Source organism: bacterium (assembly GCA_035529855.1).
In the GTDB taxonomy this organism is placed as follows: Bacteria; RBG-13-66-14; B26-G2; order WVWN01; family WVWN01; genus WVWN01.
The window spans coordinates 38,648-64,083 of sequence record DATKVX010000039.1 but is presented as its reverse complement, the minus strand read 5'-3'; the positions used below and the strand labels follow the sequence as shown (position 1 = coordinate 64,083).

Genomic DNA, 25,436 nt, shown 5'->3' with positions numbered 1-25,436 from the left:
TCCTACAAGCGCAAACCTTAATAAAAAAACCCCGGGCCTCACGCCCGGCTTATTTTTTATCTAATCTCCCTAAGCCGCGGGAAGCGCCAGGCGACCAGGGCGGCCCAGAGTAGCGAGGCCGACGCCCCGATGAGGAGCGCCGCCTGAACGTCGACGTACCGCGCGACGTACCCCGCCTGCAGCGAGCCCAGCCGCATCGCCCCCATAAATACCAGGAAGTAGATGCTCATCACGCGGCCGCGCAGCCGGTCCGGCACGTTGAGTTGGATGAGCGTGTTGGCCAGCGAGTTCTGGACGACGAAGCAGAAGCCGGCCGCCGCCAGCACCGCCGCCGCCAGCCAGAACGCGCGAACGAACGCGAAGGAGAAGACGAGCACCGCGAACGCGACGTTGGCCCCGGAGAGTAGTAGGCCCCGAGGGCTGCGTGGACCCAAGCTCGCGACGGTGAGCGCGCCCACCAGCGCCCCCAGGCCGGCGAACGTCATCAGGTAGCCGTATACGTCGGCGCCGCCGCGGAAGACCTGCTTCGCGAAAACGGGCAGCAGTACCGAGTAAGGCATGACGAAGAACGCCGAGACGCCCACTACCGAGATGAGTACCCAAACCAGCTTGTTCCGACCGGCGTATTGGATTCCCTCGACGATCTGGCGGTGGGCCGGGCCCTTTACCTCGCGGCGGACGGAGGACGTTCTCATCGCGAGCAGCGCCGCTATTACCGGCAGGAACGTCGCCGCGTTGACGACGAAGGCCAAACCCTCTCCGACGGCTATGATCAACAGGCCGGCGACGGCCGGGCCGGCGCTCCGGGCGACGTTGAAAACGGTGGAGTTGAGCGCTATGGCGTTGGTGAGGTCCTCCTTGCCGACTATTTCGACGACGAACGCCTGCCGCGCCGGGACGTCGAGCGCGCGCGCTACGCCGAAGACGAAGGCCAGCGCCATCACGTGCCAGACCTGGACGAGGCCGGTGACGGTGAGGGTGGCGAGGACCGCGGCCTGGATGAACATCAGCGTCTGCGCGATGAGGACGAGGCGCTTTTTATCGAAGCGGTCCGCGAGCGAGCCGGCCCACAGGCCCATCGGCAGCGCCGGCACGAGCGCGACGAAGTTGACCAGGCCCAGCATCGCCGGCGAGCCCGTAAGGCGATATACCAGCCAGTTCTGCGCGACTATCTGGACCCACGTTCCCACCAGCGAGACCATCTGGCCGAACCACCACAAACGGAAGTCGCGGTGGCGGAGGGCGCTGAACGTCCGCGGTAGCGTTACGCGGCGCCGCAGGTAGTCGCCGACGGAATCGTTTTTAGGACGTTTACGCATTTGGTTGATGAGCGGCGGCGGCCCGTCGGGTCCGCGCGAAGTTGTACGCCAGGATGCCGACGGCCGCGAGCGCCGCGCACGCCGCGCCGAAGGTGAACGTGCCGGCGCCCTGCCAGCGGTCCCAGATTAGGCCCGCTACGAGGGACCCCGGCAGGATGGCCAGGCCGCTGGTCATATGCAGCAGGCCAATAGCGGCGCCGCGCTTCTCGGCGGGTACGGCCGTGGAGACGAAGGCCGGCGGAAGCGCCATGAAGGCTTGATAGTAGAGCGCGTACAGCGCGAACAGCGGCCAAAGGGTCCACGCCTCACCGATAGAACCCGCCGCTATGAGGACGGCCGCTTGGAAGATATATATCCCCGCCAGGACCGGCAATACCTTGACTTTATCCGCGAGCCACCCGATGGGGAACGGCCACAGGACCTGAGCCCCGGTGAAGACCAGGTAGATGAGCGGAACGAGGGCGGTCGCGACGCCGAGCTCGCTCGCGCGCAGGATGTAGAACGCGTACGAGAACATGCCGAAAGAGTAGACGGCGTGGCACGCGAGGAAAGGCCACCAGCCGGCCGCGACGGTGCGATCGAAAATCTTGGGCGGAACCGGGCAGCTGACCCGTTTGGGCTGCCTTACCAACACCAGGATGGCGAGCGCTACGAGGATACCCGGGATAAGGGTTAGTTTGAAGATGTCGCGGTGCGAGAAATCCGTATAGTTGAGGAGCGCGAACAGGACCAGAACGCCCCCCACCGCGCCCGCCGAGTCGAGCGCGCGGTGGAAGCCGAAGGCGCGGGCGCGGACGCCCGACGGCGTATAGGTCGCCAGCAGCGCGTCGCGCGGCGACGTGCGGACGCCTTTCCCGAGGCGGTCGGCGACGCGGAGCGCGAGCACCGCGGGGCCCGAGCGGGCGAAGGCCATCACGGGTTTGCTGATTACCGACAGCGCGTACCCGGCGAACATTAGCCACTTGTGCCGGCCCGCCCGGTCGCAGATATACCCCGAGAGGTATTTAAAGACGGCGGCGGTCGCTTCGGCCGCCCCTTCGATAAGGCCCAGGAAGGCGGCGGCCAGGCCGAGGTCTTGCGTTATGAAAATCGGCAGTAGCGGGAATATTATTTCCGACTGGAGGTCCGCGAAGAAGGATACCAGGCCGAGGATGAATACGTTGAGCATTGTAATATTTTACCACCGCGGCGTATTCGCGGCAAGGCCGATATTCCTTGAAGGGCTACCGCGCCGGCCTTATAATACGGATTAAATATGGCCGATGGCGTAGCGAGGGGCCGGCGGGGGTGGCTTCGCCGGTTAACGTTTATAGTCGTCGTCGCGGCGACCCTTACCGGCTCGTATTTTTGGGGCCGGCACGTCGAGCCGCCGCCCAGGGAGCTCGACGCCGAACGCGTGCGGTTGCTCACCGGCGCCACCGAGCCCCCGGAGAAGGTCGACGGCGAGATTACCTATTGGCGCATCAGGCGGGGGGACGAGACGCTCTACGCCGCCGAGAGCGCGTCGTCCGCGCCGGAGGTCGTCGGCTACGGCGGCCCGTTCGACCTCCTGGTGGTCGTAGACGGTTCGGGGACCGTCGACCGCGTCGTCCTGGTGCGGCACGACGAAACGCCGTCGTACGTGGCGGACGTCGCCGACTTCCTTTCGTCTTTCGTAGGCCTTCCGGCGACGGCGCCGCTCGAGCCCGGCCGCGACGTCGACGCCATAACGCGGGCCACGGTGACGAGCGAGGCCTTCGCCGCGGCCACGCGGGTGACGAGCCGCAAGATATTGAACGCGGCGCTGGGTCGCGCCGTTCCGCTCGACGCCGGGCGAGAGGGTTGGGATTGGGCCTGGGCGCTGGTCGTGGCGGCGTTTTTCGGCGCGGCGATATGGGCCAGGCGGCGGCCGCCGGAATGGGTTCGCGCCGTCTTCGCCGCGGCGGCGGTGGGAGTACTCGGTTTTTGGGCGGGCCGGTTCGTCTCCATCGGCGACGTAGGCCGGCTGGTTTTGTGGAAGTTCCCGCCGTTCGGGCCGCGCCTTACGCTCTATTTATTGTTGGGGGGCGGCGCGGCGCTGGCGCTGTTTTTCGGGAATATATATTGCGGTTGGCTTTGCCCCTTCGGCGCGCTGACGGAGCTCTTGTATAAACTGCCCGTCCGCAAGTTAAAAGTAGCGTCCGAGTTCGCGCGGCGCCTCAGCGGCCTGCGTTTCATTATATTATGCGTCGTCGTCGCCGCGTTCATAGCGAGCCGGGATTTGGGCGTCGCTACGTACGAGCCCTTCGACGACTTGTTCGCGTACGCCGCCGCGGGGATGTCGCTGCTGTTCCTGGTCGCGGTCCTGGCGGTTTCCGCGTTCCACTACCGCTTTTTTTGCCGGTACTTATGCGCCGCGGGCGCGTTATTGGGCGAGGTGGCCGCGGTGGGAAGGCCGGCTACCCGGCTCGAGTGCCGCGAGTGCCGCGAGTGCGTAAACGTTTGCCCGACGGCGGCGATAGTCGTGAACCGCGAGGCTGTCGACGCTACGCTTTGCCTCGAGTGCGGCCGGTGTCGCCGCGCGTGCGAGGCCGAGAAGCAAGCTGCGCAGACGCGACGCGGGAATATTTAGTTTGGCCGCGCGCCCTCTCTATGGTATAAGATTGCCTGCCATCGCGTTATGAAGAAACGCAGATTAATTATTTTCGTATTCGTTTTGGCGCTCGTGGCGCTGGGCGTCCTCTATTACGCCGCGGTTGCGCCGGCGGTAGTGGGCAAGGAACGCGTCGCGAAGGCGTTCGCGCAGGCTATGAAAGAAGGTCCCGGCCTGGACGTGCGGTACGTCAAGGCGCGCTTTAAACTCTTCCCCCGGCCGGCGGTTACGCTGGGCGACGTCGTCCTGGTGAACGGAGCCGGCAAAGAAATCGTCCGCGCCGACGAGGTTAGCCTGGGGCTGTCGTACGTCGGCTTCGTGGCCCTCAAGCCGAGCGTGGCGGTCGTGGCGTTCATCCGCCCGCGGGTCGACCTGGCGCCGGGCGACGTGGCTTTCGGCGAGGAGGGAAAGGGCCCGCCGTTCCGCGGGACCGTTACCGTGGCGGAGGGGTTCGTCCGGTACGCCGGCAAGACGCGGACGGCGCTTATAGACGGCCTGGGCGGCCGCGTCCGTTGTAAGGTTTCGTGGGGCGAAGAGCTCGACGTACGCGGCAAGCTCCACGCCGACAAGTTCAGGTTCGCCGCCGGCGCGGGGGAAGTGGCCGGCGGTATGGCCGTCGCGGCCGAAGGGGAGATTCGCTACCGGCCCGAAGCGCCGGGCGGCCGCATCTTCTTCGAAGAGCTCGACTTCTTGTTCGGCAAAGCCCGGTTGACCGTCGCCGGCGAGTTGCAAACCGGCCCGGGCGAGAACGACGTCGACCTGACCGTTAAAGGAAAACGGATGGCACTCGAGCAGGTCCTGCCGGCGCTAGCGCCCCGCTTCGGCGATGCCGACGTGGAAGGCGAGATGGACCTGAGCCTGACGGTTAAAGGGAAATGGGGCGAGGGCCGCCGTCCGGACGTACGGGGCGAGCTCGAGGTGAAGAAGGGCGCGTTAAAGCCGTTTGAGGGGGACGGGATATCGAGCGTTGCCGCCAAAGTGCGTTTCGAGGGCGAGAAGTACGTAATCGAGAATTTCCGCGGCCAGACGACGCGCGGGGGCTTCAAAGGGTACGGGACGATACGGCCCGACAGGAATTGGCCGTACCAACTCAAAATAGAGGGCGCGGTGCCCTTGGAGGTGGCGGCCGTCGTGCTCGCCGTGCCCGACGCCTATATGCTCGCCGGCCCGGCGCAGCTGAACGTCGACGTCGACGGGGAGGTGTCGTCGCCCGGGGGGACGTCGGTCGACGGGACCGTCGAGCTCCTCGGTTGCCGGGTACGGCTCAAACCTTTCGTACGCCCCTTCCAAAACCTGGCCGGTACGGCGTACTGCGACGGATATAAGGTAAACGTCGGCAAGTTGAAGGGGCAGCTCGCGGGGCACGGTTTCGAGATCGGCGGCAGCTGGCAAGGCTTCGAGACGCCGCGGCTGGACTTCGTCGCCGTCGCCGACGAACTTGACCTCGACGCGGCGTTGCCGGCCGAGGAGACGAAGCGCCGGCACGCCGAACGCGGCTCGTCGCCGCCGGGCCTACCGGGCAAGGATATTACGGCGAAAGGCCGGGTGCGGTTCAAGAAGTTCAAGCTCCTCTCGGTAACCGGTAAAAACCTGGAATCGGATTTCGAGTATAGCGGCGGCATACTGAGCGTCACCAAGCTCGACTTCGCGGCGTACGACGGGAAGGTCCGGGCGCAGCTGACGGTATACGTCGGCGGCCGGCCGCGGTATACGTGCTCCGCCGCCGTTCGCGACGCGCGGCTGGGCATTTTCCTGACGGAAAATAAATACTTGGAAAACGTCCTCACGGGCCGGTTCTCAGCCGACGTCACTTTCTCCGCCGAGGGAACGGCGTACGACGACGTAAAACGGTCGTTGGGAGGCAAGGGCTCGCTCGAGCTGGAGGGAGGCCGCGTCGCCGAACTGCCCCTGCTCGCCGAATTGGTGAAGTGGTCGCGTATAGACCTTTTCGAGCCGCTGCAGGTTTCGAAGTTATGGGTGATGTGCGACGGCCGCGACGGCGTGATTCGAACCGCCGACCTGAAGCTCGAGAACCCGGATATGGTTATCGAGGCCGCGGGCGAAGTTACGCTCGAGAAAAAGCTCGATTTTACCGTACGTACGACTTTTAATAAAAAAGCCGCGGAGCGCGTGGCCCGGGAGGGCAAAGCGCTCGCGCTCGTCCGGGACGAAGACGGCCGGGGCCACTTTAACTTTGTCGTAACGGGCGAGGCCGCCAAGCCGGCGTTCCGGCTCGACGCCGGGTCAATGTTGGGGGCGGCGGGGGAGGGGCCGCCGGGCGGCGAGGAGCAGTACGGGGCCCCGGGCGACCTGTTTTAAAAGGAGGTCGACGACCGTGAAGTTACTCGTAGTAACGTACGCCGACCCGTACGACCGCAGCGACGTCGTTTGGAACGCGTTGCGGGTCGCGACGTTCCAAAAAGAACTCGGCGACGAGGTGAACGTTTTTTTAATGTCGGACGCCGTAACGTTGGCGCACGAGGACATCCCTCAACCCGAGAATCCGGAATACGACGCCGACACCGAATTCGAAGTAGCGGCGTGCTCCGGCGTAACGTTCAAGACCTGCGGGACTTGTCTCAAGAACCGTGACCTTCCGGCGGACAAAGTGCACTCCCAGGCGCCGGCGGCGACGTTGAAGGACCTTGCCGATTGGCTCGCGTGGGCCGATAAAGTCTTGACCTTTTAGGGGAAGTAGAGCCGTATGACGGCGCCTATGATAAAGATGCGCAACGTTACCAAGGTCTACGAGAACGGCGTCGTCGCCCTCGACGACGTCACGGTAGACGTAGGTAAGGGCGAGTTGGCCTTCCTCACCGGCCCTTCGGGGGCCGGCAAGTCGACGTTTCTCAAGTTGATAACGGTGGAGGAAAAGGCTACCGAAGGGTTGGTGGAAGTAGCCGGCCACGACTTGGAAGCGCTCCGGAGGCGCGACATCCCGTACCTGCGCCGGCGCATCGGCGTCGTCTTCCAGGATTTCCGGCTCTTAAGCGAGCGGACGGTTCTGGAGAACGTAATGCTGCCGCTGACGATTCTGGGGTTAACGCCGGCGGAGCAGCGCCGCCGGGCTTTGCAAGTCCTTACCGTCGTCGGCCTGGCCCAACGCAAAGACGCGAGACCGCTCGAGCTTTCGGGGGGCGAGCAGCAGCGCGTCGCCATCGCCCGGGCCATAGCGCTCGACCCGGCCATATTGCTCGCCGACGAGCCGACCGGCAACCTCGACCCGGACATCACCTGGCACATAATGAAGCTCTTCCGCGCCATCAACGCCCGGGGCACCGCGGTCGTCATCGCGACCCACGACTATGACGTCGTCAGGAAAATGGACGCCCGAATAATAAAGATCCTCGATGGGAAATTACCCCCGGGGCCGCCGGCGTGAAAAACACCGGCTTTTTCCTGCGGGAGGCTTTCAAGAATATAGGCCGCGGCGGGACCCTCACGGCGGCGGCCGTACTGGCGATAACGTTCGCGGCGCTTATCGCCGGGATATTCGGGACGGTGTACTATAACCTCCGGATGATATACGAGGAGGTAAGGCAAGAGCTTTACGTCGACGTCTATATGAAATACGAGGTCGACGAGGAACGGGCCGCGGCGGTCGGCAAGCATTTGCGGAGGTTGCCGGGGGTAGCGCGCGCCGACTACATATCGCGCGAGAAGGCCGCGGAAGAATTCGTCGGCCTGTTCCCCGAGGACAGCGACCTCTTGAGCGCGTTAGGCGAGAACCCGCTGCCGGCGTCGTACCGCGTGTACCTGGCCGGCGAAGAGCGGGCGCCGGAAGAGGTCGCGAGGTTGGTCGAGGAAATAAAAGCGGTGGACGGCGTGGACGACGCCGTGTACGCCCAAGAGTGGCTCTCGAATTTGGAGCGGGCGGCGCGGGTCGTCGGCGTAGCGGGGGCCGCGGTGGCGGTCGTGCTCGGCGCGGCGGCGATATTGGTCGTTATTAGCACCATCGGCCTGGCGGTATACGCCCGCCGCGAGACTATAGCTATTATGAAGATGGTCGGCGCTACGGACGGTTTCGTGCGGGCGCCTTTCGTCGTGGAGGGTTTTTTAATCGGCGTCTTCGGCGGCCTGCTGGCGTTGGCCGCGTTGTACGGCGGCGTCCAGTTTCTGCAAACGTACGACGTGGCGGTTCGCTTTTTGCCGGAGACGTACGTCGGCGCGGGCTTGGGCGCGTTCGCCCTGGGCGGCGCGTTGGGCTCGAGCGTGGCGGTGCGACGCTTCTTGAAAGTTTAAATCCCCCCGAAATGACGGTGAGTTAAGACGGCGGCAACCTCGCAGCCGGATATACGTATATATCTATATTAAATTAATCCGAGGGGTAGTATGAAGCGAGTCGAGATTGTAGCCTATTTAATTTCGTCCGCCGTCGCGGCGGCCTACGGCGCCGAGGGCGACGAGTGGGTCATGCGCGCGCGCCGGGTGGATACGCCGCCCGTAATCGACGGTGTGCTGGAGGAGGTTTGGCTCGAGGCCGAACCGGCCGGCGGCTTCCGGCAATTCCGGCCCGCGCTGAACGACCCGGTCTTGAAAGACACCGAGGTATACATATTGTACGACGACGAGGCGTTGTACGTGGGATGGGTATGCTACGAGGACGACCCGACGCGTCTCGTGGCCTGCGCTACGGTGCGAGACATGTTTATGAACGACGACGATTGCGTCGACCTCATGCTCGACGCCAACAACGACCGCCAGTCGGCGTACGACTTCATGGTAAACTGGCGGGGCGTGCGGTACGACGGGAGCATTGCGAAAGACGGTTCGGTGGGCGGCTCGGCGTGGGACGGGTATTGGGAGGCGAAGACTTCCGTCGGCGACGACGCCTGGTACTGCGAGATAGCGATACCGTGGTCGACGCTGCGCTACGACCGGGACGCGGGTCACTTCGGCGTCCAGTTCTTACGCTTTAGGAAGCCGACGTTCGAGGAGACGTATTGGGCCAGCGACGGAAGCTTCCTCAACCGCGTTTCGACCTTCGGCCGGGTCGAGGGTTTAGAGAACCTACCCCGGCCGCGGCCGTTGAAGTTTACGCCGTACGTGACGGGGCGCGGCGAGGAAAAGAAAGATACGCCCGCCTACGGCTTAGAACCCACCGACGGGTGGGGGTTCAAACCGCGCTACGGCCTGGACTTCGAATATCGGGCCGGCGCCAAGGCCAGCGTTCTGGCTACGGTATTGCCCGATTACGCGTACATCGAGGCCGACCCGGCGCAGATAAACCTCGAGCCCTCCGAGATATGGCTGGAGGAGAAGCGGCCTTTTTTCACCGAGGGGTACGAGCTTTTCGATACTTACTCCGACCTCGTTTATACGCGGCGTCTCACGGAAATCGCGGCGGGCGCGAAGGTAACGGGACGGACGGGGCCCGTAAACTACGGCGTCCTGGACGCGGCGTTGACGGGGGACGACTTGCTTTACCCCCACAATAACTTCGGCGTGGCCCGGGCGACGTACGATACGCCGGGCGGTTCGTCGTTGGGCTTTATGGTCGTCGACCGGCACGAATTCGGCCGGGAGGCGGCGGGCGAGGAAGAGCCGGGTAACGACTTGCCGCGGTACAACGACGTCGTGATGGCGGACGGTAGGGTGGTATTGCCGGCGCGGTTGGGTTTCGGTTTTGAGGCGGCGAGGTCCCAAACCGCGGGCGACGGCGGCGACGACTACGCGGTCATCGGGAGCTTCGGGAGGTACGGCATAACGGAAAACCTGGAAGCGTGGGCCTCGACGATAGGGGAGGATTTCCGGGCGGACATGGGTTTCCTGCACCCGGAAGATTTGGGCAAGCGCGAGTTCGGGTGTTCCGGGTTGAGGGAGCTGCAGATCAACCGGGGCGGCGTGCGCGCGCTCAGGTTAAACGGGTATTACGAACACGAACGCAACGTAGCCGGCGAGACGGTGAACAATTTCGTATCGTCCACGGCGAGGTTGGCCTCCGAGAACGATTATTACGTAACGTTGAATTACCGAGGCGGGAGGGATTTGCGCTACGTCCCTTCCGGGTACCCCGTATTCCACAACGACGTCTTCGACTTGGCGGCGGGCCACAGCCCGGCGTCGTGGGGGAGTTTCCGCCTGGGCTACTGGCGCGGGATGTGGTACGGCTACTTCTACCATTACTACACGTTGCAAGGCACCCTAATACCCGTCCCCGTCGTCGTCGTTAACGGCGACGTGGAAGTGGGCGACCGGCGCCCGGCGGAGCGCTTCGTAGTCGGGAACGTGAAAGTTACGTACAATTTGACGGATAACATTTTCTGGCGGGTTATCGTACAGGGTAATTCGGACAACCGTATGAGCTCCGCGAGTACGCTTTGGGGTTGGGACTTCCTCCCGGGTAGCACGGCCTACCTCGCGTACGAGCAATGGCGGGATTCCACGGGCCATTTCTCGTTGGTCGAACAGGTGGTGTTCCTGAAGGTATCGTATATGATACCACTGTAGGGGATACCTTTCCGCAATAAGAAACGGCCCGGGCGGGCCGTTTTTTTTATTCGGTTTCGGCGGTAGGTTCGGTTCGAAGCGGCAGGAGGATGGTGAAGGTCGAGCCGACCCCCACTTCCGACGAGACGTCGATGCGGCCGCCGTGGGATTCGGCGGCCCTTTTCGCGATCGTTAGGCCGAGGCCCGTTCCGCCCACCGCGCGCGTGCTGGAGCCGTCCACTTGGTAGAACGTCGAGAAGATGGTCATGAGTTGGTCTTGGGGGATGCCGGGCCCGTCGTCGGCGACGGCGAGCGCCACGTCGCCGTCCCGGGCCCCGGTCGATACGCGCACGCGGCCTCCCGCCGAGTTGAACTGAATGGCGTTTTTTATCAGGTTCGCGAGCGCGCTTCGGACCAGGTTCGGGTCGGCGTACGTGCCGGGGATGCTTTTACCCGGGTCGAATTCCAGCGAAATGCCGTTCCGGTCCGCCATCGGTTGGTACTTTTGGGTCGTCTCGGCGGCGAGGTCGTTGATTTCTACGTACTCGAGGTTCAACTCCAACCGTCTCGATTCCAAGAGAGAGAAGTCGAGGATGCTGTCTACCAGCTCGCGCAGCCGGCGCGCCTCTTTGTCGATGATGCGTACGAATTGGGAGTAGGGAAAGGTGCCGGCTTTGTCGTCGGCGATTATGAGTTCGGCGCTCCCGATTATCGACGTGAGCGGCGTCCGCAGCTCGTGGCTCACGTTGGCGATGAAGTTCTCTTTGAGGAACGTCAGCTCTTTGGATTCCGTGACGTCTCGGAACGTCGCGACGTACCCGACCCTTTCGCCGGCCTGGTTGGCGACGGCGTTGACCAACACGCGGTAATAACCGGTCTTGCCGCCCCCGCCCGGCGGGGTTAACGCGAGTTCGAATTCCGCCACGTCCTTGTCCTGCAGCATGGCGCTTGCCTTTTCGAACGTCTCGTGGAGCGTAGGGGTTTCGATAATCGAGCGTACGTGGTGGTTGATGATGCTCTCCGCTTGCCGCCCCAGCATCTTCTCGGCCGCGGGGTTGACCTCGACGACGCGCAGGCCCATGTCGGTAACGACGATGGCGTCCGCGATGCTCGCGAAGATGGCGTCCAATTTGCGCCGGTGCTCTTCGGCGATCGATATCGACGACAATACGCGGTCGAAAAGGCGGGCGTTCTCGATCGAACCCGCGACCTGCCCGGCGAAGAGGGTAACGAGTTGTAGGTCGCGGTCGGTGAAGACCTCGCCCCCCAAACGCCCCAGCGTCATAACCCCGATGACTTCTTCGCGGGAAATCAACGGCACGCACAACAGCGATTCCCTTTCCTCGTACGGGGTGCCGGGGACTTCCAGCGAGCGGTGGTCCAGGCCGGCGTCGTTGACGTATTCGCCTACGCCGGTTAGCGCCACGTGGCCGGTAATGCCCTCTCCCAGTTTCAGCCGTATTTTCATTACCTCCTCGGGGTACGCGGTCAGACTGACTATGGGCTCGAGGACGCCGGCGTCCCGGTCCAGCAGGAACACGGTACACGCGTCCGTACCGATAAGGTCTTTAACTTTTTGGGCGATGTTATAGATGATTTCCTCGGTGTCGAGCGAAGAAGATAACGTTTTGGAGGTATCCAATAAAGTTACCAACTCTTTCATACGGCTGGCGTTTTGAGCGAAGAGTTGAGCGTTCTCGATAAAGACGGCCAGCTGGTCGCATATAGTTTTGAGCAGGTCGATATCCTCGGCGAGGAACGTCCTCTCTCTTCCGGAGAACAACGTCAGCCTGCCGAGCACTTCTCGCTTGGCGACCAGGGGGAGCGAGACGTACGACGCCGGCCCCTCGGCGTCGCGGGCCGGAAGGCCGAAGGGGTCGGCCTCCGCCGGACGCTCCCGCGTTATCGTATCCTCGGTCAATAAGGCCGCGGCGCGTTCGCCCCCGATGTCCGCGAGTCCCTCCCAACTTTTCGATTTTTCGTCGTCGACGCTCGCGGTCGCGGTTAAGACCAACGAACGGCGTTTCGCGTCGTATAAGTGGACGACGCCGGCGTCGAGTCCGGCGAAGGAACGTATTTTTTCGAGGGCGGCGTCCAGCAGTTCGTCGAACGGCGGCAGCCGGCTGGCGTCGGCGGCGATCGAGCTCAGGATGGCGAGGTAGTCGGTTTGTCTTTTAACGTTTTCAAGGTACAGCAAGTTTTCGACGCCGATGGCGGCTTGGAAGGCGATGCCCTCGAATAACGCGAGGTCCGATTCCGAAACGGCCGGGCGGGGCGTTTGCCAAATAGACAGTAGAAAACCCAAAACGCGATTTTTCTTTTTTAGGGCCGCGACGGCTAACGACCGGGCGGTTAGGCCCGGTAGCAAGTCGCCTTTTACCTTATCATCCGTCGGGCCGACGTCGGCCAGGAATACCGGTTTGTTTCTGGCCGCCGCCTCCTCGAATATGGGGTGGCCCCCCACGTTGATTTCGCCCGAGCTGAGGAGTTTTTCGCTTTCTTCGGACAGGCCGGCCGACGCTTTAAATTGTTTGGGTCCTTTCGCGTCGTCGAGGAGAATTAACGCCGACGCGTCGGCGTCCATAATGGTCCTCGTCTCCTCGACGAGGAACTCTAATGATTTCTCCAAGTCGGGCGTTTGGCTTACTATGTGGCCGATGTGGAGGAGGGTTTCGGCGTTGTGGGTAGCCTTTTGTTCGTCGGTGAGTAGCTTTACGTTCTGGATGGCGACCGCGAGTTGGTCCGCGAAGGTCCGCAGGAGGTCCAGGTCGTGTTTGGTCAGCGCGTCTTTGGCGTTTTCCTGGACGTCGAGAACGCCCACGACGCGGTCGCCGATTTTGATGGGGACGGCGATTTCGGAGCGGGTATCGCCGGGGATGGGGTCGGGTGCGTAGCGCGGGTCGTTGGTCGCGTCGTTGGAGAACGCCACTTCACCCTTCTCCGCGGCCCAGCCGATAAAGCCCTCGCCGAGTTTGATGCGCGGCGGCCTTTCGAGCGCTTTCTCGTACGCCCCCTCGACGACGCTGCCGATAATGGTCTGAACGTCATCCGGGTCTACCAGGAAGGCCGCCACGTTGAAATATTTAAAGTGTCTCCTTATGGCCGCCGACGCCTTCCGCAACAGGGCCGGTACGTCGTGCGCCGCGAGTATTTCTTTACCGAGGTCTCCGATGAGCGCTATCTCGCTCGCCCGCTGCCGTTCCTCGCGCAGCAAGCCGGCGTTTTCGATTATCACGCCGACCTGGTCGGCCAGCGTCGCTAATACCAGCGTATCGCTTTCCTCGAAAGCGCCGGTGCGCCTGCTTTGGATATCTATCACGGCCGCTACCGCCGCCCCGCCGCGACCGATTACCGGTACGCACAGCTCGGACTTGGTTTCCGTCAACGACGGGTTGGCCGCGAGGAATCGGTCGTCTTTTGTTACGTCGTTGACCAGTATTGTGCGTTTCGCTTCGACCGCGGCGCCGACGAGGCCGTCGCTGCGACGCTGACGGTAACCTACCGGAAGGTAGTTGGCGTAACCCCCTACTATGGTCTCGAGGAACAGCTCGTCTTCGCGCGCGTCGACCGAGAATATGGCGACGTTGTAGTAATTGAATTTGTCCTTTATGGCGGCCGCTATTTCTTTATATAACTCGCGCGTGGATGCGCTGAGGAGGGCTTTTTTGCCGATCTCATTTATGAGACTTAGTTGGAGCGCGCGCTTCCGCTCGCCCTCCAAGCGGCGGGCGTTTTCGACGGCGGACGCCGCGCAAGCCGCGAGCGCTTCTACGAAGGTTACGTCCTCTTTTTCGAAGGCGCCCCGTACGTCGCTCCCCAGCGTGATAACGCCGAAGGCGGTTTCGCCGACGGCTATGGGGACGGCGAGGGAGGAACCAACGCTCGTTTCGGCGGTCATCAGGCCGCCGGCCGCGGCGGAGACGTCGACGACGTAGGCCGTTTCGTTATCCTGCAGGGCCTGGTAGGCCAGGCTCTCTCGGAAAGTCTCGGTTATGAGTTGCGCCTCTTCCGGCGTGTAGCCGACGGTGGCCAGTTGCTTTACGGCGTCGCTCTTCTCGTCGTAAAAGTATACGGCGCCTTTGTCGAACGGGATGCCCTTTCTTGTTTCTTGCAGGAGCCGTTCCAACGGCGTCTGCAGGTCTTGGGCCGAGGATAGGGCGGGAGCGGATTCTATGACGAGGCGGAGTTGTTTGTTCTCCCATTTCAGGCGGTCGAGTTCGGCGGACAAATTCTCGCGCCCGCTAATCGCGGTTAGCGTCGCCGCGATTTCGTCGGCGAAGGACCGACTTTCGGCTTCGTCTTCCGGCGAAAAGGCGCCGGCTTCGGCTCCTTTTACCAAGACGGTTACGCCGGTTACGCCGTCCGCCGATTTTAACGGTACGGCCAATACCGAGCCGCCGGCGTAACCCTTGACGAGGGGAAGCCCCGCGAGGTCGTCCGCGGACGCCGACGGCAGGTTCAAGACGCGCCCCGAGCGCAGCGCTCGAGTGGCGACGTTTTCGTCTGCGACCGGCGAAGAGAGTTGACGGTATTTCCCGGAAGGCCCGGTTGAGAGCGCGATTTCGAGTTGGTCGGTGCCCTCGCGCGAGACGATGGCGCACGCTTCGGCGCCGAAGTATTCGGCCAGGCCGCTCGTCGCGAGCGGCAGCAATTCGGCCCGCGACGTCGTACCGTGAACCCGCATTTTTAAAGCGCGGGCGTCTTTTCGGCGTCTCGCGTCGGCGGGTTCGTTATTCCGGGAGGGTGAAGCCATAACTCTAAGTACCTACCTAATTTAATTTTAACCTCGCGTAGATAAATATCAAGGTTAATTTTAGGTGACGCGGCGTTAATCTCGCGCGGCGGCGGCCTTATCCGGAGTCGGGCCTACGCTTCAGCCGGCCGTCGGTTTTTTAACCTACCGCTAAGACGTCGTCGGATGGGCGGCGGAGTTAGGCGCTTTTTGAAAAACCTTGATTTCTATTGCTGAAAACTATACCATATGGCAACGTTCATTTATAGTTCACGAGTTTAAAATCGGAGGAGTGTCGCGATGGCTCATCACTTTAAAAATTATATCGCCGGCGAATGGGTACCGGCGAAATCCGGTAAAACGGTCGAGAATCGTAACCCGGCCGACCAGGACGACCTGGTCGGCGTGTTTCCCGACTCGGCGGCGGGGGATTTGGACGAAGCGGTGGCGGCCGCCCGCGACGCGTACGGCCGGTGGCGGAAGGTCCCGGCGCCGGCCCGGGCGTTAAAGATACAGCGGGCGGGCGAACTTATGCGCGAGCGTAAGGAGGAGATATCCCGCCAGATGACCCGCGAAATGGGCAAGGTCGTCGCGGAGACGCGCGGCGATACGCAGGAGGGCATAGACACCGCGTTCTATATGGCGGGCGAGGGTAGGCGGCTCTTCGGTATAACGACGCCGGTCGAGCTGCCGAGCAAGTTCGGTATGGCGGTTCGGCGGCCTATCGGCGTCGCGGGCCTCATTACGCCGTGGAACTTCCCGATGGCCATTCCTACCTGGAAAGTGTTTCCGGCTCTTATCGCCGGCGATACGGTCGTCCTTAAGCCCGCCACCTATACGCCGGCGACGGTGTGCGAATTGGGTTTAATCTTGGAAGAAGCCGGCGTTCCGTCGGGCGTATTCAATATCGTGTGCGGCTCCGGGTCGACGGTGGGCGAGGCGATACTGGGCCATCCGGACGTCGACGTAATATCGTTCACCGGCTCGAGCGCCGTAGGCCGGCGCATCAACGAGGTGGGCGGAAAAAGCCTCAAGCGAGTGTCGCTCGAGCTCGGCGGCAAGAACGCGCAAATCGTCCTCGCCGACGCGGACCTGGAGCTGGCTCTCGAGGGCGTATTGTGGGGCGCCTACGGTACCGCGGGACAGCGGTGCACCGCCACCAGCCGCCTGATACTCGAGAAAAAAATACACGATAAGTTCGTGAAGATGCTCGTCGACGCCGCGGCGGCGTTGAAGCTCGGCAACGGCCTGGACGAATCGGTCCAGGTGGGCCCGCTGGTAAGCGCCGCGCAGCGCGAGACGGTCCATTCGTACGTCGAGGTGGGGAAGGAGGAAGGAGCGGAGCTCGCGTTGGGCGGTGAATTCTACGAGGAGGGCGAGTGTAAGAAGGGCTTCTTCTACAAGCCCACCGTCTTCCTGGGGGTAAAGCCGACGATGCGGATCGCCCGCGAGGAGATATTCGGGCCCGTGCTGTCGGTTCTCAAGGTCGGCGACGCCGACGAGGCTATCCGCGTGCTGAACGATTCCTCGTACGGCCTCTCGAGCTCGATATACACCCGCGACGTTAACCTGGCCTTCAAGGCCGTCGAAGACATCGAGGCCGGCATCACGTACGTCAACGGCCCCACCATCGGCGCGGAAGTCCACTTGCCCTTCGGCGGCGTCAAGGATACCGGCAACGGCCACCGCGAGGGGTCCTTTACGGTGTTCGATATCTTCACGGAGTGGAAATCCGTATACTTCGACTATTCCGGAAAGCTGCAGCGGGCGCAGATAGACGTCGGGGAATAAGTAGGAAGGGCCGCGAACCGTGGCGTTACGCGCGGGGCGGCCGCAACCGCCCCGTTTAGCTTAGAAGTTGGTGCGGCGATGGACGTCTTCATATTTATGACCGACATAATCGGCAAGGCGCTGCGCGCGTCCGACGGGCGGCGGCTCGGTGAAGTCGTCGATTGCGCGGCGGACGGCCGCGAGCAATATCCCCGCGTCGGCTACTTCGTATGCCGGCAACGGCGGCCGCGCGGCAAGGTCAGGGTCCCGTGGGAAGCGATAGGCCGTATGGAACGCGACGGCGTATTCCTCCGCGAGGGCGAGCCGGCCTTGTTCGAACGGTTCGAGCGGCGCCTGGGCGAGGTGCTGCTGGTGGCGGACTTGTGGGACAAGCAGGTCGTAGACATGAACGGCGCCAAAGTGGAACGCGTTAACGATATCCACTTGTTGAATACGAACCGCGATTTACGCGTAATCCACGCCGACGTCGGCGTGCGGGGGATACTGCGGCGGCTGAACGTACTGCGGCCCTTCGACGCCGTTACGACGTGGTTGTTCGATTACACCGTCAAAGAGCGGTTCGTCAATTGGCGCTACGTCCAGCCCCTCGGCGAGCAGCTGGTAGGGAGCCCTTTGCAGCTCAACGTCGCCGGCCAGCGGCTGAGCCGGCTGCACCCCGCCGACCTGGCCGACATCATCGAGGAGCTGCCGCAACCCGAGCGCGCGGCCGTCTTCGCCGCCTTCGACGACGAGAAAGCGGCCGAGATATTGGAGGAGGTCGACGAGCCCGAGTTGGCGGTCGACCTGCTCGAGACGGTGGGCGAGGAACGCGCGGGCGACATCATCGAGGAGATGGACCCCGACGAGGCGGCGGACGTGCTGGCCGAGCTGGACGAAACGCAGGCCCAGAAGCTCATCGGCGCGATGGAGGACGCGGAGCTCGCCGACGACCTGCGCGAGCTGCTGGACCACGAGGAGGGGACCGCCGGTTCCATAATGACGACGGAGTACGTGGCCGTGAAACCGGACGAAACGGTGGCGGCCGCGTTCAAACGGATTAAGGCGTCGGAGGACGTCGAGGCGTACAGTTACGTGTACGTGGTTAACGACGACGACGTTTTGGTGGGCGTCTTCTCGTTGCGCGACGCGCTGTCGGCGAAGCGCACGACCCCCGCGGCCGAGCTCGCGAGCGAACGGGTGGTCGCGGCGAAATTAGATGACCGGCCCGAGCGCGTCTTCGAGCTTTTCGGGAAGTACGGCTTCGCGACGCTGCCGGTGGTAGACGACGACGGCAAGCTCAAGGGCGTCGTAACGCTGTACGACGCCGTGGCGGCGATGTATCCGGATTTCGAGAAGGAGTAGGTTGGCTCTTAACTTCAAACCGCGCACCTGGCTTACGCCGCGCGTTAAGGGCTTCGCGCTCTTTCTGGCGCTGCTCGGCCCGGGCATCATCACGTCGAACGTGGATAACGACGCCGGCGGCATCGCGACGTATTCCATCTGCGGCGCGCGTTTCGGCTACGCCATGTTGTGGGCGTTCATCCCCATTACGGTTTTCCTTATAGTCGTCCAGGAGATGGGCCTCAGGATGGGCGTCGTAACGGGCAAGGGTTTGTCGGACCTCATCCGCGAGCGCTTCGGCGTACGCGTCACTTTTTATTTGATGTTTGCGATGTTGGTCGTCAACCTCGGCAACACCGTCGCGGAGTTCGCGGGGGTCGCGGCCAGCCTGGGGATAGTCGGCGTCAGCAAGTACGTCTCGGTGCCGGTGGCGGCGGCCGCGTTGTGGCTGCTCGTCGTCAAGTGGGATTATAAACGCGTCGAGAAGGTCTTCCTGGTAGCGTGCCTGGTGTACGTCTCGTACGTCGTGGCCGGGTTCATCGCCAGGCCGGCGTGGCGCGAGGTAGCGGCGAGCGTCGCGGCCCCCGAGATATCCTGGGACGGGGCGTACCTGGCGATGCTGGTCGGCCTGGTGGGGACGACGGTCGCGCCGTGGATGCAGTTCTACCTCCAGGCGGCGGTCGTCGAAAAGGGCGTAAAGATCTCGGAATACCGCCTTTCAAGATGGGACGTCGTCATCGGCTCGGTGGTAGTGAGCGTGGTCGCGTTCTTTATCGTCGTCGTATGCGGCGCGACGTTGTTCCCGCAGGGTATCGTGATAAGCGACGCCGTCGACGCGGCGTTGGCGCTCAAACCGCTCGCCGGGCGATACGCGTCGGTCTTGTTCGGCTTCGGCCTTTTGAACGCGTCGCTCTTCGCGGCGTCCATCCTGCCGCTCGCGACGGCGTTCTTCATATCGGAGGCGTTCGGCTGGGAGGCGGGCGTCGACAAGAAGTTCGCGGAGGCGCCCGGGTTCTACGCGCTCTACACCGCCATCTTGGCGGTGGGGGCCTTGGCGGTGCTATGGCCCGGCGCGCCGCTCTTCAAGATAATGTACTGGTCGCAGGTCGTGAACGGCGTCGCCCTCCCGGCGGTAATCTTCTTCATGCTCGTGTTGGTAAACGACCGGCGCTTGATGGGGGAGTACGTGAACAAGCCGTTACAAAATATCATTTCGGGCGTTACGGCCGTGGTCTTAACGGCGTTATCCATCGCCATGGTAGTAATCTCGGTTTTCTAAGCCGTGGCGACCCGGCCCCAAAACCTCCCTAAAAACTTGGCATCGAATTTTCGGGCCGACCCGGCGCGTTGGCTCTTGAAGGCGCGGTCGCCGCTCGTCAGGTACCGCGCCGCGGTGGACCTCCTGAAGTGGCCGGCCGATTGCGTCGAGGCGGCGGCCTTGTGGGAACGGCGGTACGAGGACCCGAACCTGGCCGCCGTAGCGGATGCGCAGGCCCCGGACGGCCTGTGGTACGCGCCGGGGCCCTTTTTTCAACGGCGCCCTAGTTTGTACGTACCGAAGTACCTGGGCGCTGTTTGGCAGCTGTCGGTCCTCGCGGACTTGGGTATCGGTTTGAACGAGCCGGTAGCGGCGCGGGCGGCGGAGGCCGTACTCGCGCGGCGGACGGCGGACGGTTTCTTCGAGCTGGGCCCGGGCGGCCCGTTCGTCGCGGGTAATGCGCTGGCCGTAAGCTCGCTCGCGGCGTGGGGCGTCGACGACGCGGCGTTGGCGCCTGTGCGGGCGTGGCTGCGAGGACGCCAACGTCACGACGGCGGCTGGGCCGACGAATTCGAGGTGGACGGGGACGCGGCGCCGAGCACGGCGGGTACGACGGCCGAGGTCCTTCGCGCGCTGGCCGGCGGCGCCGGCCGCGACGACAGGACCCTCGCGACGGGGAGAGGGTGCCTTCTCGGGAACCTATTTACGGACTACAACGGCCGCTTCCCGCGCTCGAGCCGGCCTTGGCGGCGGCTGAGCTGGCCGCAATATCGGTACGACGCGCTTACGGTGGCGTCGGGGTTGGCGGCGGCGGGGGCGTCCCGGCTCGAGGTCGCGCCCCTCGCCCGGGCCGTCCGCGAGCTGCAGACGCGACGCGGCTTCTGGCGGCAGCAGGTACCGTTCGGCGAGCCGTGCTGGCTTAAGCCGGTCCGCGCGGGCCGCGCGTCGCGGTGGGTCACGTACCGCGCGACGAAGCTGCTGTTGTGGTATTACGACCCCGACGGTTCGGAAAGTGATTGCGATGTCGGCCGTTATCAATTATAATCGCTTCAAACGAGCGGAGTCCGTTTAATGATAGCGGCAATCGTAAAATTAATGAGGCCCCGGCAGTGGACGAAGAACCTTATCGTCTTCGTAGCGGTGGTTTTTTCGGGCCGCGCGTTGATATTGGCGGACGCGTTTCACGCCGTACTGGGGTTCGTTTTATTCTGTTTTCTCTCGAGCAGCGTTTATATTCTAAACGACGTCTTAGACGCGCGGTACGACCGACGGCACCCGGAGAAGAGAAACCGGCCCATAGCTTCGGGCCGGGTTTCTCCGCTCGCCGGCGTCTTATTGTTCGCGGCCTTTGCCGCGGCGTCGCTCGCGCCTTCGTTCTGGTGGTTGGGCTGGAAGTTCGGCCTATGCGCGGTGACGTACTTCGTCATCAACCTCTCGTACTCGTTCGGCGTAAAGAGGGTCGTGATCGTCGATTCCTTGGCCATAGCGTTGGGTTTCGTGTTGCGAGCCATCGCCGGCATCTACGCCATAGTTTCCGAGCCGGGCCAACTATCGGAGTGGCTGCTTATATGCACCTTCTTCCTGGCGCTGTTTTTGGCGTTCTCGAAGCGGCGCGGCGAAATTACGGACCTCTCGGAGAACGCGGCGGACTACCGCCCGATACTGGCCTCCTATTCCCCCAAGTTAATCGACGAAATGATAGGCGTCACGACGGCGTCGTCGGTGATGTCCTATTCCCTCTACACCATTTGGCCGGGTACGGTCGCGCGTTTGGGCACCAATAAAATGATATACACCATCCCGTTCGTGGTCTACGGGATATTCCGTTACCTCTACCTCATGTACAAGAAGGGTAAGGGCGCGCGACCCTCCGCGATTCTAATCACCGACCGGCCGCTGCAGGTGAACATCTTGCTGTACGTGGCGGTCGTCTTCATCATTTTATACGTCGTAAAATGACCCAGGCCGGCCGCCGGGCGTGAAGATTACCAAAAGAACGCGCATCTTATTGGGACTAGGCGTCAGCCTGGCCTCGGCGATTTTCCTGGCGGTGGTCATCGACTGGCGCGAGTTCGCGGCGACCCTCGCGCGGTTCAACTATTTATATTTAATTCCCGCTACCTGTTGCGTCGTGGCTTCCTATTACTGCCGGGCGCTGCAGTGGCGGTACGTTCTGGGCGGCATCCGGCGGCTGCCGGCCTATCCCCTTTTCCGCATCACGATGCTGGGGTTTTTGGCCAATACGCTGCTGCCGGCGAGGTTGGGCGAAGTCGTGCGGGCGTACATCCTGGCCCGTAAGCAGCGGTTGTCGAAAGGGACCGCCTTCGGCTCCGTCATCGTTACGCGCCTGTTGGACGGCGCCATCCTGTTCCTAATATTGGGCGGCTTCGCGATATTGATACCGGCTAAAATCGCGGGCTTCAAGGCCGGCGGTACTACCGGCTTCATAATTTACGCCGCCATCGTGAGCTTCTTCGTGTTATTCTATTTCAACCGGGACGCGGCGACTTCCATCATCAAGTTTATTTTCGCGCCGTTCTCGAAAAGGCTCGCCATTAAGATCGTCCGCTCGTTGGATAAGTTCACCCACGGCTTCAGCTGCTTCCGGAGCCCGGCGGATTTGGGGAAAGCGTTCCTCTACTCGGGTGCGATCTGGTTGCTCGTGGCGTTGTCGTACTATTTCGTGAACCTCGGGTTTAAGTTTACGTCGACGTTGCCGCTCTACGCGCCGCTCCTACTCGTCGCTATCGTCAGCCTCGCGATATCCATACCGTCGTCGCCGGGCTTCATCGGAACGATGGAGCTGGGCGTATTGGCCGCGCTCCACATTATCGAGCCGGCCCTCACGCGTAACGAGGGGTTGTCGTATGCCATCGTCGTCCACCTCGTCCAGGTCCTGCCCGCGGTTGGGATCGGCCTAGTCTACCTTTGGACGGAACACCTGACCATCGCCGAGTTAGCGAAGGCGGAGGAAATCCAAACGGAGGCCGCATATGCCGAAAAGGGAGGAGGCTATGAATGATACCTTTATCGAACGCCGCCGGTACCCCCGCGCCGCGGTCGACTATAAGGGCGTTTTAGAGACGACCTCCGGGGACAAGGTCTACCTCCGAACCCGGAATATATCCGGCTCCGGTATCTATTTCTATACCGAGAAGAAGCTCACCGAGTTCACGGAGGTATCGCTCATGGTGTCATTACCGCCCGTAGGAAAGGCGGGGGAGCTATCCTTCCGGTGCGCCGGCGTCATCGTCCGCGTCGAAGAGAAGGCGGATAAGCCGGATTGGTCGTTCGCCGCGGCGGTACATTTCACCAGGGTAGACGAGGCCTGCCGTGCGGCTATATGCGCGTACGTCGACGCGGTGTCGGCGGAGCGAAAAAGAGAAGGCCGGTAGCGGAGTTTCGAAGTGAAGGCCGCGGCTAGATACGGCATATCGGCCGCGCTGTGTGCGGCGTTGGCGGTTTCGGCTTGCAGCTTCTCCAGGCGCTATCCGCGCAGTTACGGCCGACCCGCCGCCTATCGCGAAGTAGGCGAGGCTTCGTATTACGGCCGCGAGGCCCACGGGAAGGCCACCGCCTCCGGCGAGAAGTTCAATATGAACGCCTACACGGCGGCCCACAAGACGCTGCCGTTCGGGACCAACGTCCGCGTTACCAATTTAGCCAATAAGAAGAGCGTCGTCGTGCGCGTCAACGACCGCGGGCCCTTCGTCGCCGGCCGCATAATCGATTTGTCGTACGCCGCCGCCAAAAAAATTAAAATGCTCGGCGCCGGCGTCGCCGACGTCGAGCTCGTCGTCGTAAAATAACCCTAGGGCGTTCGGGCCAACGCCGTCGCCAACTCCCCCAGTTTGTAGAGGGAGGCGACGGCGATTCTTTCGTCGACGGTGTGCGGTTTTTCCATGCCGCAGCCCAGTACGATGGCCGCGATGGCGCGTTCGTTGAAGACGTTGGCGTCCGAGCCGCCGCCCCCGGCGACGAACTTGGGCTCCAGCCCTACGGCTCGAGCGGCGCGCGAGAATAGCGCTACCGGCGTAGCGTCTTCCGCTAAGCGGTACGAAACGTACGCCTTCTCCCACGTTATATCGACTTCGCCGCCGAATTCGGCGGCGGCTTTTTTCGCGACGTCGGTTACGTTCTCGAGCTGAGCCGCGAGCTTGGAGGCGTCGTGGGAACGGACCTCGCCTTCGATCCGGGCGGTATCGGAGACGATATTCGTCGCCCGGCCGCCGGAGATAAGGCCAATATTGGCGGTCGTTTCGTGGTCGATGCGGCCGAGCTTCATCGCGGCTACGGCCGAGGCGGCCATTTGGATGGCGTTGATGCCTTTTTCGGGCTCGATGCCGGCGTGGGCCGCGCGGCCGCGGAAGGTCGCCTTGACCGTTTCGGAGCCGGGCGCGGCGTTGACGGCGTACCCGGGCGGTTCCGACGCGTCGAGGACGAAGGCCGTCTTGCTTGTTATGGGGCCGTAGTCGGCGTGCTTCGCCCCCAGGAGGCCGACCTCTTCGGCGACGGTGAATAATATCTCGAGCGACCGGCGCTCTTTTAGGCCGCCGGCGATTTCGGCCAGCTCCAGCAGTACCGCGACCGCGGCGCGGTCGTCGGCGCCGAGGATGGTGTCGCGCTTGCTGTAGACGTAACCGTTCTTAACCCGCGGTTTGACGCCGGCGCACGGTTCGACCGTGTCCATATGTGCCGTCAGTAGGACGGGTTCGCCCCGGCCGTTTATTTTTAGCAGGATGTTGCCGGCGTCGCCCCCTACGACGTCGCCGGCGCCGTCTTCGGCGAGGGGCCATAAGCCGTCGAGCCGATTTAGAATATAATCGGCTACGTCGCGTTCCCTTTTGCTCGGGCCGTACAAGGCGGCGAGTTCTTTAAAGGTCCGGAGCAGTTTGCGTCGGCTTATCGTAGCGGCCATAGACCCTCAGTTTTCGCTCCAAGCGGCCAGCGCCGCGGGGCCGCTGAAACCCGGTATGGTATTTACGGCTTTCCCGTCGCGGTCGTATATCTTGACGTTGCCGCCGCCCATTTCGGCGACGTATACACGGTCGGTCTTCTCGTTGACGAAGACGTCCTCGGGGTGGGCGAGGCCGGACACGACGAAGGTCGCGACGGCGGCGTAATTTTTATGCGTACCGGTTACGCCCCGCGGTAACGCTACCAGTAAGCCTTTTGCGGTATCCACGACGTACACCGCCTTCGCCGTCTCGTCTACCGCGAGAGCGACCGGCGCGTCGAAACCCTCCACCGACGCGAGCTCGGCGGCGTCGACCGATAGCCTGACGACGCGCCCCTCCGCGCGGCTGCAAGCCCAGCCCTTGCCGTCCGCGTCGGCCGCCACCGCCCACGGGTTTTCCATACCCGTGAAGCGGCCTACCTCCACGGCCCGGACCGAGATGTCGCCCGTCGCCGTCGCCGCCACTTTCACGACGGCGTCGTTACCTTCGTCCGCTACCCACACGTCGCCGGCGGCGGGGTCGGCCGAGATGCCGCGCGGGTACTTAAAAGCGGAAACCTTGGCCAGCACGTTGCCGTCCGCGTCGAGGCGTATTACGCGGTTGTTGCCGCGGTCCGAGATCCAACATTCGCCGGACGATTGCGATACCGAGAGGTCCGCGGCGTTGAGAACGAGGGCTCCCACCTCCGGGTCGGGCGAAGCGTAGAGCGGGTTGCCGTCGGCGTCGAACTTACGTATTCGGTTGGTATAGAAGTCGCAGATCCACGCCGCGCCGTCCTCGGCGTATATGTCTATGGCGTTGGGCTTGCTGAATACAACCGGGCCGCCGACGAATTTGAGGAGGTTTCCCGTATCGTCGTATATAACGACCTCCGAATCGGGTTGGTCGGCGACCCAGAGCCTCGTACCGGCGATTGGGGCGCCGTTGCCTTCCGTGTCGGGGCCGCAGCCGGCCGGCACGCCCGCTAACGTCAAGACGGCGCCGTAAAGTATCCATTTTTTCGAAAGCATTTTTTATC

At 62.9% G+C, this 25,436-nt stretch carries 19 protein-coding genes; 14 read left to right on the top strand and 5 right to left on the bottom strand.

From position 1 onward, the window contains the following. Positions 1 to 56: 56 nt before the first annotated feature. Positions 57 to 1,319, bottom strand: coding sequence for an MFS transporter (locus tag VMX79_03610; GenBank protein ID HUV86178.1), 1,263 nt, complete (start codon positions 1,317 to 1,319; stop codon positions 57 to 59). Then, a complete protein-coding gene (locus VMX79_03605) occupies positions 1,312 to 2,487 on the bottom strand; it encodes an MFS transporter (GenBank protein HUV86177.1) in 1,176 nt (391 codons plus the stop codon). Before VMX79_03605 ends, VMX79_03610 begins: the two co-directional genes overlap by 8 nt. An 87-nt stretch (positions 2,488 to 2,574) precedes the next feature. On the opposite strand from VMX79_03605, the gene VMX79_03600 reads away from it, so the two are divergent. The 6 genes from VMX79_03600 (at position 2,575) to VMX79_03575 (ending at position 10,380) form a co-directional block, all read left to right on the top strand. Beyond that, entirely contained in the window at positions 2,575 to 3,909 is a 1,335-nt protein-coding gene (locus VMX79_03600) for a 4Fe-4S binding protein (GenBank protein HUV86176.1), read from the top strand. A gap of 48 nt (positions 3,910 to 3,957) precedes the next feature. Then, the gene (locus VMX79_03595) at positions 3,958 to 6,249 is read left to right on the top strand and encodes an AsmA-like C-terminal region-containing protein (GenBank protein ID HUV86175.1); all 2,292 of its coding nucleotides are present in this window, start codon (positions 3,958 to 3,960) and stop codon (positions 6,247 to 6,249) included. Between the two features lie 16 nt (positions 6,250 to 6,265). After that, positions 6,266 to 6,619 carry a DsrE family protein gene (locus VMX79_03590; protein ID HUV86174.1) on the top strand — a complete coding sequence of 118 codons (354 nt, stop codon included), beginning with the start codon at positions 6,266 to 6,268 and terminating at the stop codon, positions 6,617 to 6,619. Between the two features lie 27 nt (positions 6,620 to 6,646). Then, positions 6,647 to 7,312 (top strand): cell division ATP-binding protein FtsE, encoded by a 666-nt coding sequence (ftsE, locus tag VMX79_03585; GenBank protein ID HUV86173.1) that lies wholly within the window; start codon positions 6,647 to 6,649, stop codon positions 7,310 to 7,312. Next, positions 7,309 to 8,172 (top strand): permease-like cell division protein FtsX, encoded by an 864-nt coding sequence (locus tag VMX79_03580; GenBank protein HUV86172.1) that lies wholly within the window; start codon positions 7,309 to 7,311, stop codon positions 8,170 to 8,172. The genes ftsE and VMX79_03580 overlap by 4 nt, the downstream gene beginning before the upstream one ends. 90 nt (positions 8,173 to 8,262) lie before the next feature. Further along, positions 8,263 to 10,380, top strand: coding sequence for a DUF5916 domain-containing protein (locus VMX79_03575; protein HUV86171.1), 2,118 nt, complete (start codon positions 8,263 to 8,265; stop codon positions 10,378 to 10,380). A gap of 46 nt (positions 10,381 to 10,426) precedes the next feature. On the opposite strand, the gene VMX79_03570 is transcribed toward VMX79_03575, so the two are convergent. After that, positions 10,427 to 15,043 carry a GAF domain-containing protein gene (locus VMX79_03570; GenBank protein HUV86170.1) on the bottom strand — a complete coding sequence of 1,539 codons (4,617 nt, stop codon included), beginning with the start codon at positions 15,041 to 15,043 and terminating at the stop codon, positions 10,427 to 10,429. 348 nt (positions 15,044 to 15,391) lie between these two features. Here VMX79_03570 and VMX79_03565 point away from each other — a divergent pair, with 348 nt between their 5' ends. From VMX79_03565 to VMX79_03530, 8 genes are all read left to right on the top strand, one after another. Next, positions 15,392 to 16,882, top strand: coding sequence for an aldehyde dehydrogenase family protein (locus tag VMX79_03565; protein HUV86169.1), 1,491 nt, complete (start codon positions 15,392 to 15,394; stop codon positions 16,880 to 16,882). A gap of 78 nt (positions 16,883 to 16,960) precedes the next feature. Next, positions 16,961 to 18,223, top strand: coding sequence for a CBS domain-containing protein (locus VMX79_03560; GenBank protein HUV86168.1), 1,263 nt, complete (start codon positions 16,961 to 16,963; stop codon positions 18,221 to 18,223). Between the two features lies 1 nt (position 18,224). After that, the gene (locus VMX79_03555; GenBank protein ID HUV86167.1) at positions 18,225 to 19,481 is read left to right on the top strand and encodes an Nramp family divalent metal transporter; all 1,257 of its coding nucleotides are present in this window, start codon (positions 18,225 to 18,227) and stop codon (positions 19,479 to 19,481) included. Positions 19,482 to 19,556: 75 nt separating this feature from the next. Further along, positions 19,557 to 20,504: a hypothetical protein gene (locus VMX79_03550; GenBank protein HUV86166.1), complete on the top strand. Its 948-nt coding sequence runs from the start codon at positions 19,557 to 19,559 to the stop codon at positions 20,502 to 20,504. A gap of 27 nt (positions 20,505 to 20,531) precedes the next feature. Continuing rightward, a complete protein-coding gene (locus VMX79_03545) occupies positions 20,532 to 21,419 on the top strand; it encodes a decaprenyl-phosphate phosphoribosyltransferase (protein ID HUV86165.1) in 888 nt (295 codons plus the stop codon). A gap of 19 nt (positions 21,420 to 21,438) precedes the next feature. After that, positions 21,439 to 22,482 carry a lysylphosphatidylglycerol synthase transmembrane domain-containing protein gene (locus VMX79_03540; GenBank protein ID HUV86164.1) on the top strand — a complete coding sequence of 348 codons (1,044 nt, stop codon included), beginning with the start codon at positions 21,439 to 21,441 and terminating at the stop codon, positions 22,480 to 22,482. After that, positions 22,475 to 22,855 (top strand): PilZ domain-containing protein, encoded by a 381-nt coding sequence (locus tag VMX79_03535; protein ID HUV86163.1) that lies wholly within the window; start codon positions 22,475 to 22,477, stop codon positions 22,853 to 22,855. The genes VMX79_03540 and VMX79_03535 overlap by 8 nt, the downstream gene beginning before the upstream one ends. 12 nt (positions 22,856 to 22,867) lie before the next feature. Then, positions 22,868 to 23,269 carry a septal ring lytic transglycosylase RlpA family protein gene (locus VMX79_03530; GenBank protein HUV86162.1) on the top strand — a complete coding sequence of 134 codons (402 nt, stop codon included), beginning with the start codon at positions 22,868 to 22,870 and terminating at the stop codon, positions 23,267 to 23,269. A 2-nt stretch (positions 23,270 to 23,271) separates the two neighbouring features. Here the strand turns inward: VMX79_03530 and VMX79_03525 are convergent, their stop codons facing one another. Together VMX79_03525 and VMX79_03520 are read right to left on the bottom strand one after the other, a co-directional pair. Further along, complete coding sequence (locus VMX79_03525) at positions 23,272 to 24,378, bottom strand: M20/M25/M40 family metallo-hydrolase (GenBank protein ID HUV86161.1); 1,107 nt, start codon at positions 24,376 to 24,378, stop codon at positions 23,272 to 23,274. Positions 24,379 to 24,384: 6 nt separating this feature from the next. Beyond that, positions 24,385 to 25,428: an NHL repeat-containing protein gene (locus tag VMX79_03520; GenBank protein HUV86160.1), complete on the bottom strand. Its 1,044-nt coding sequence runs from the start codon at positions 25,426 to 25,428 to the stop codon at positions 24,385 to 24,387. Positions 25,429 to 25,436 lie beyond the last annotated feature (8 nt).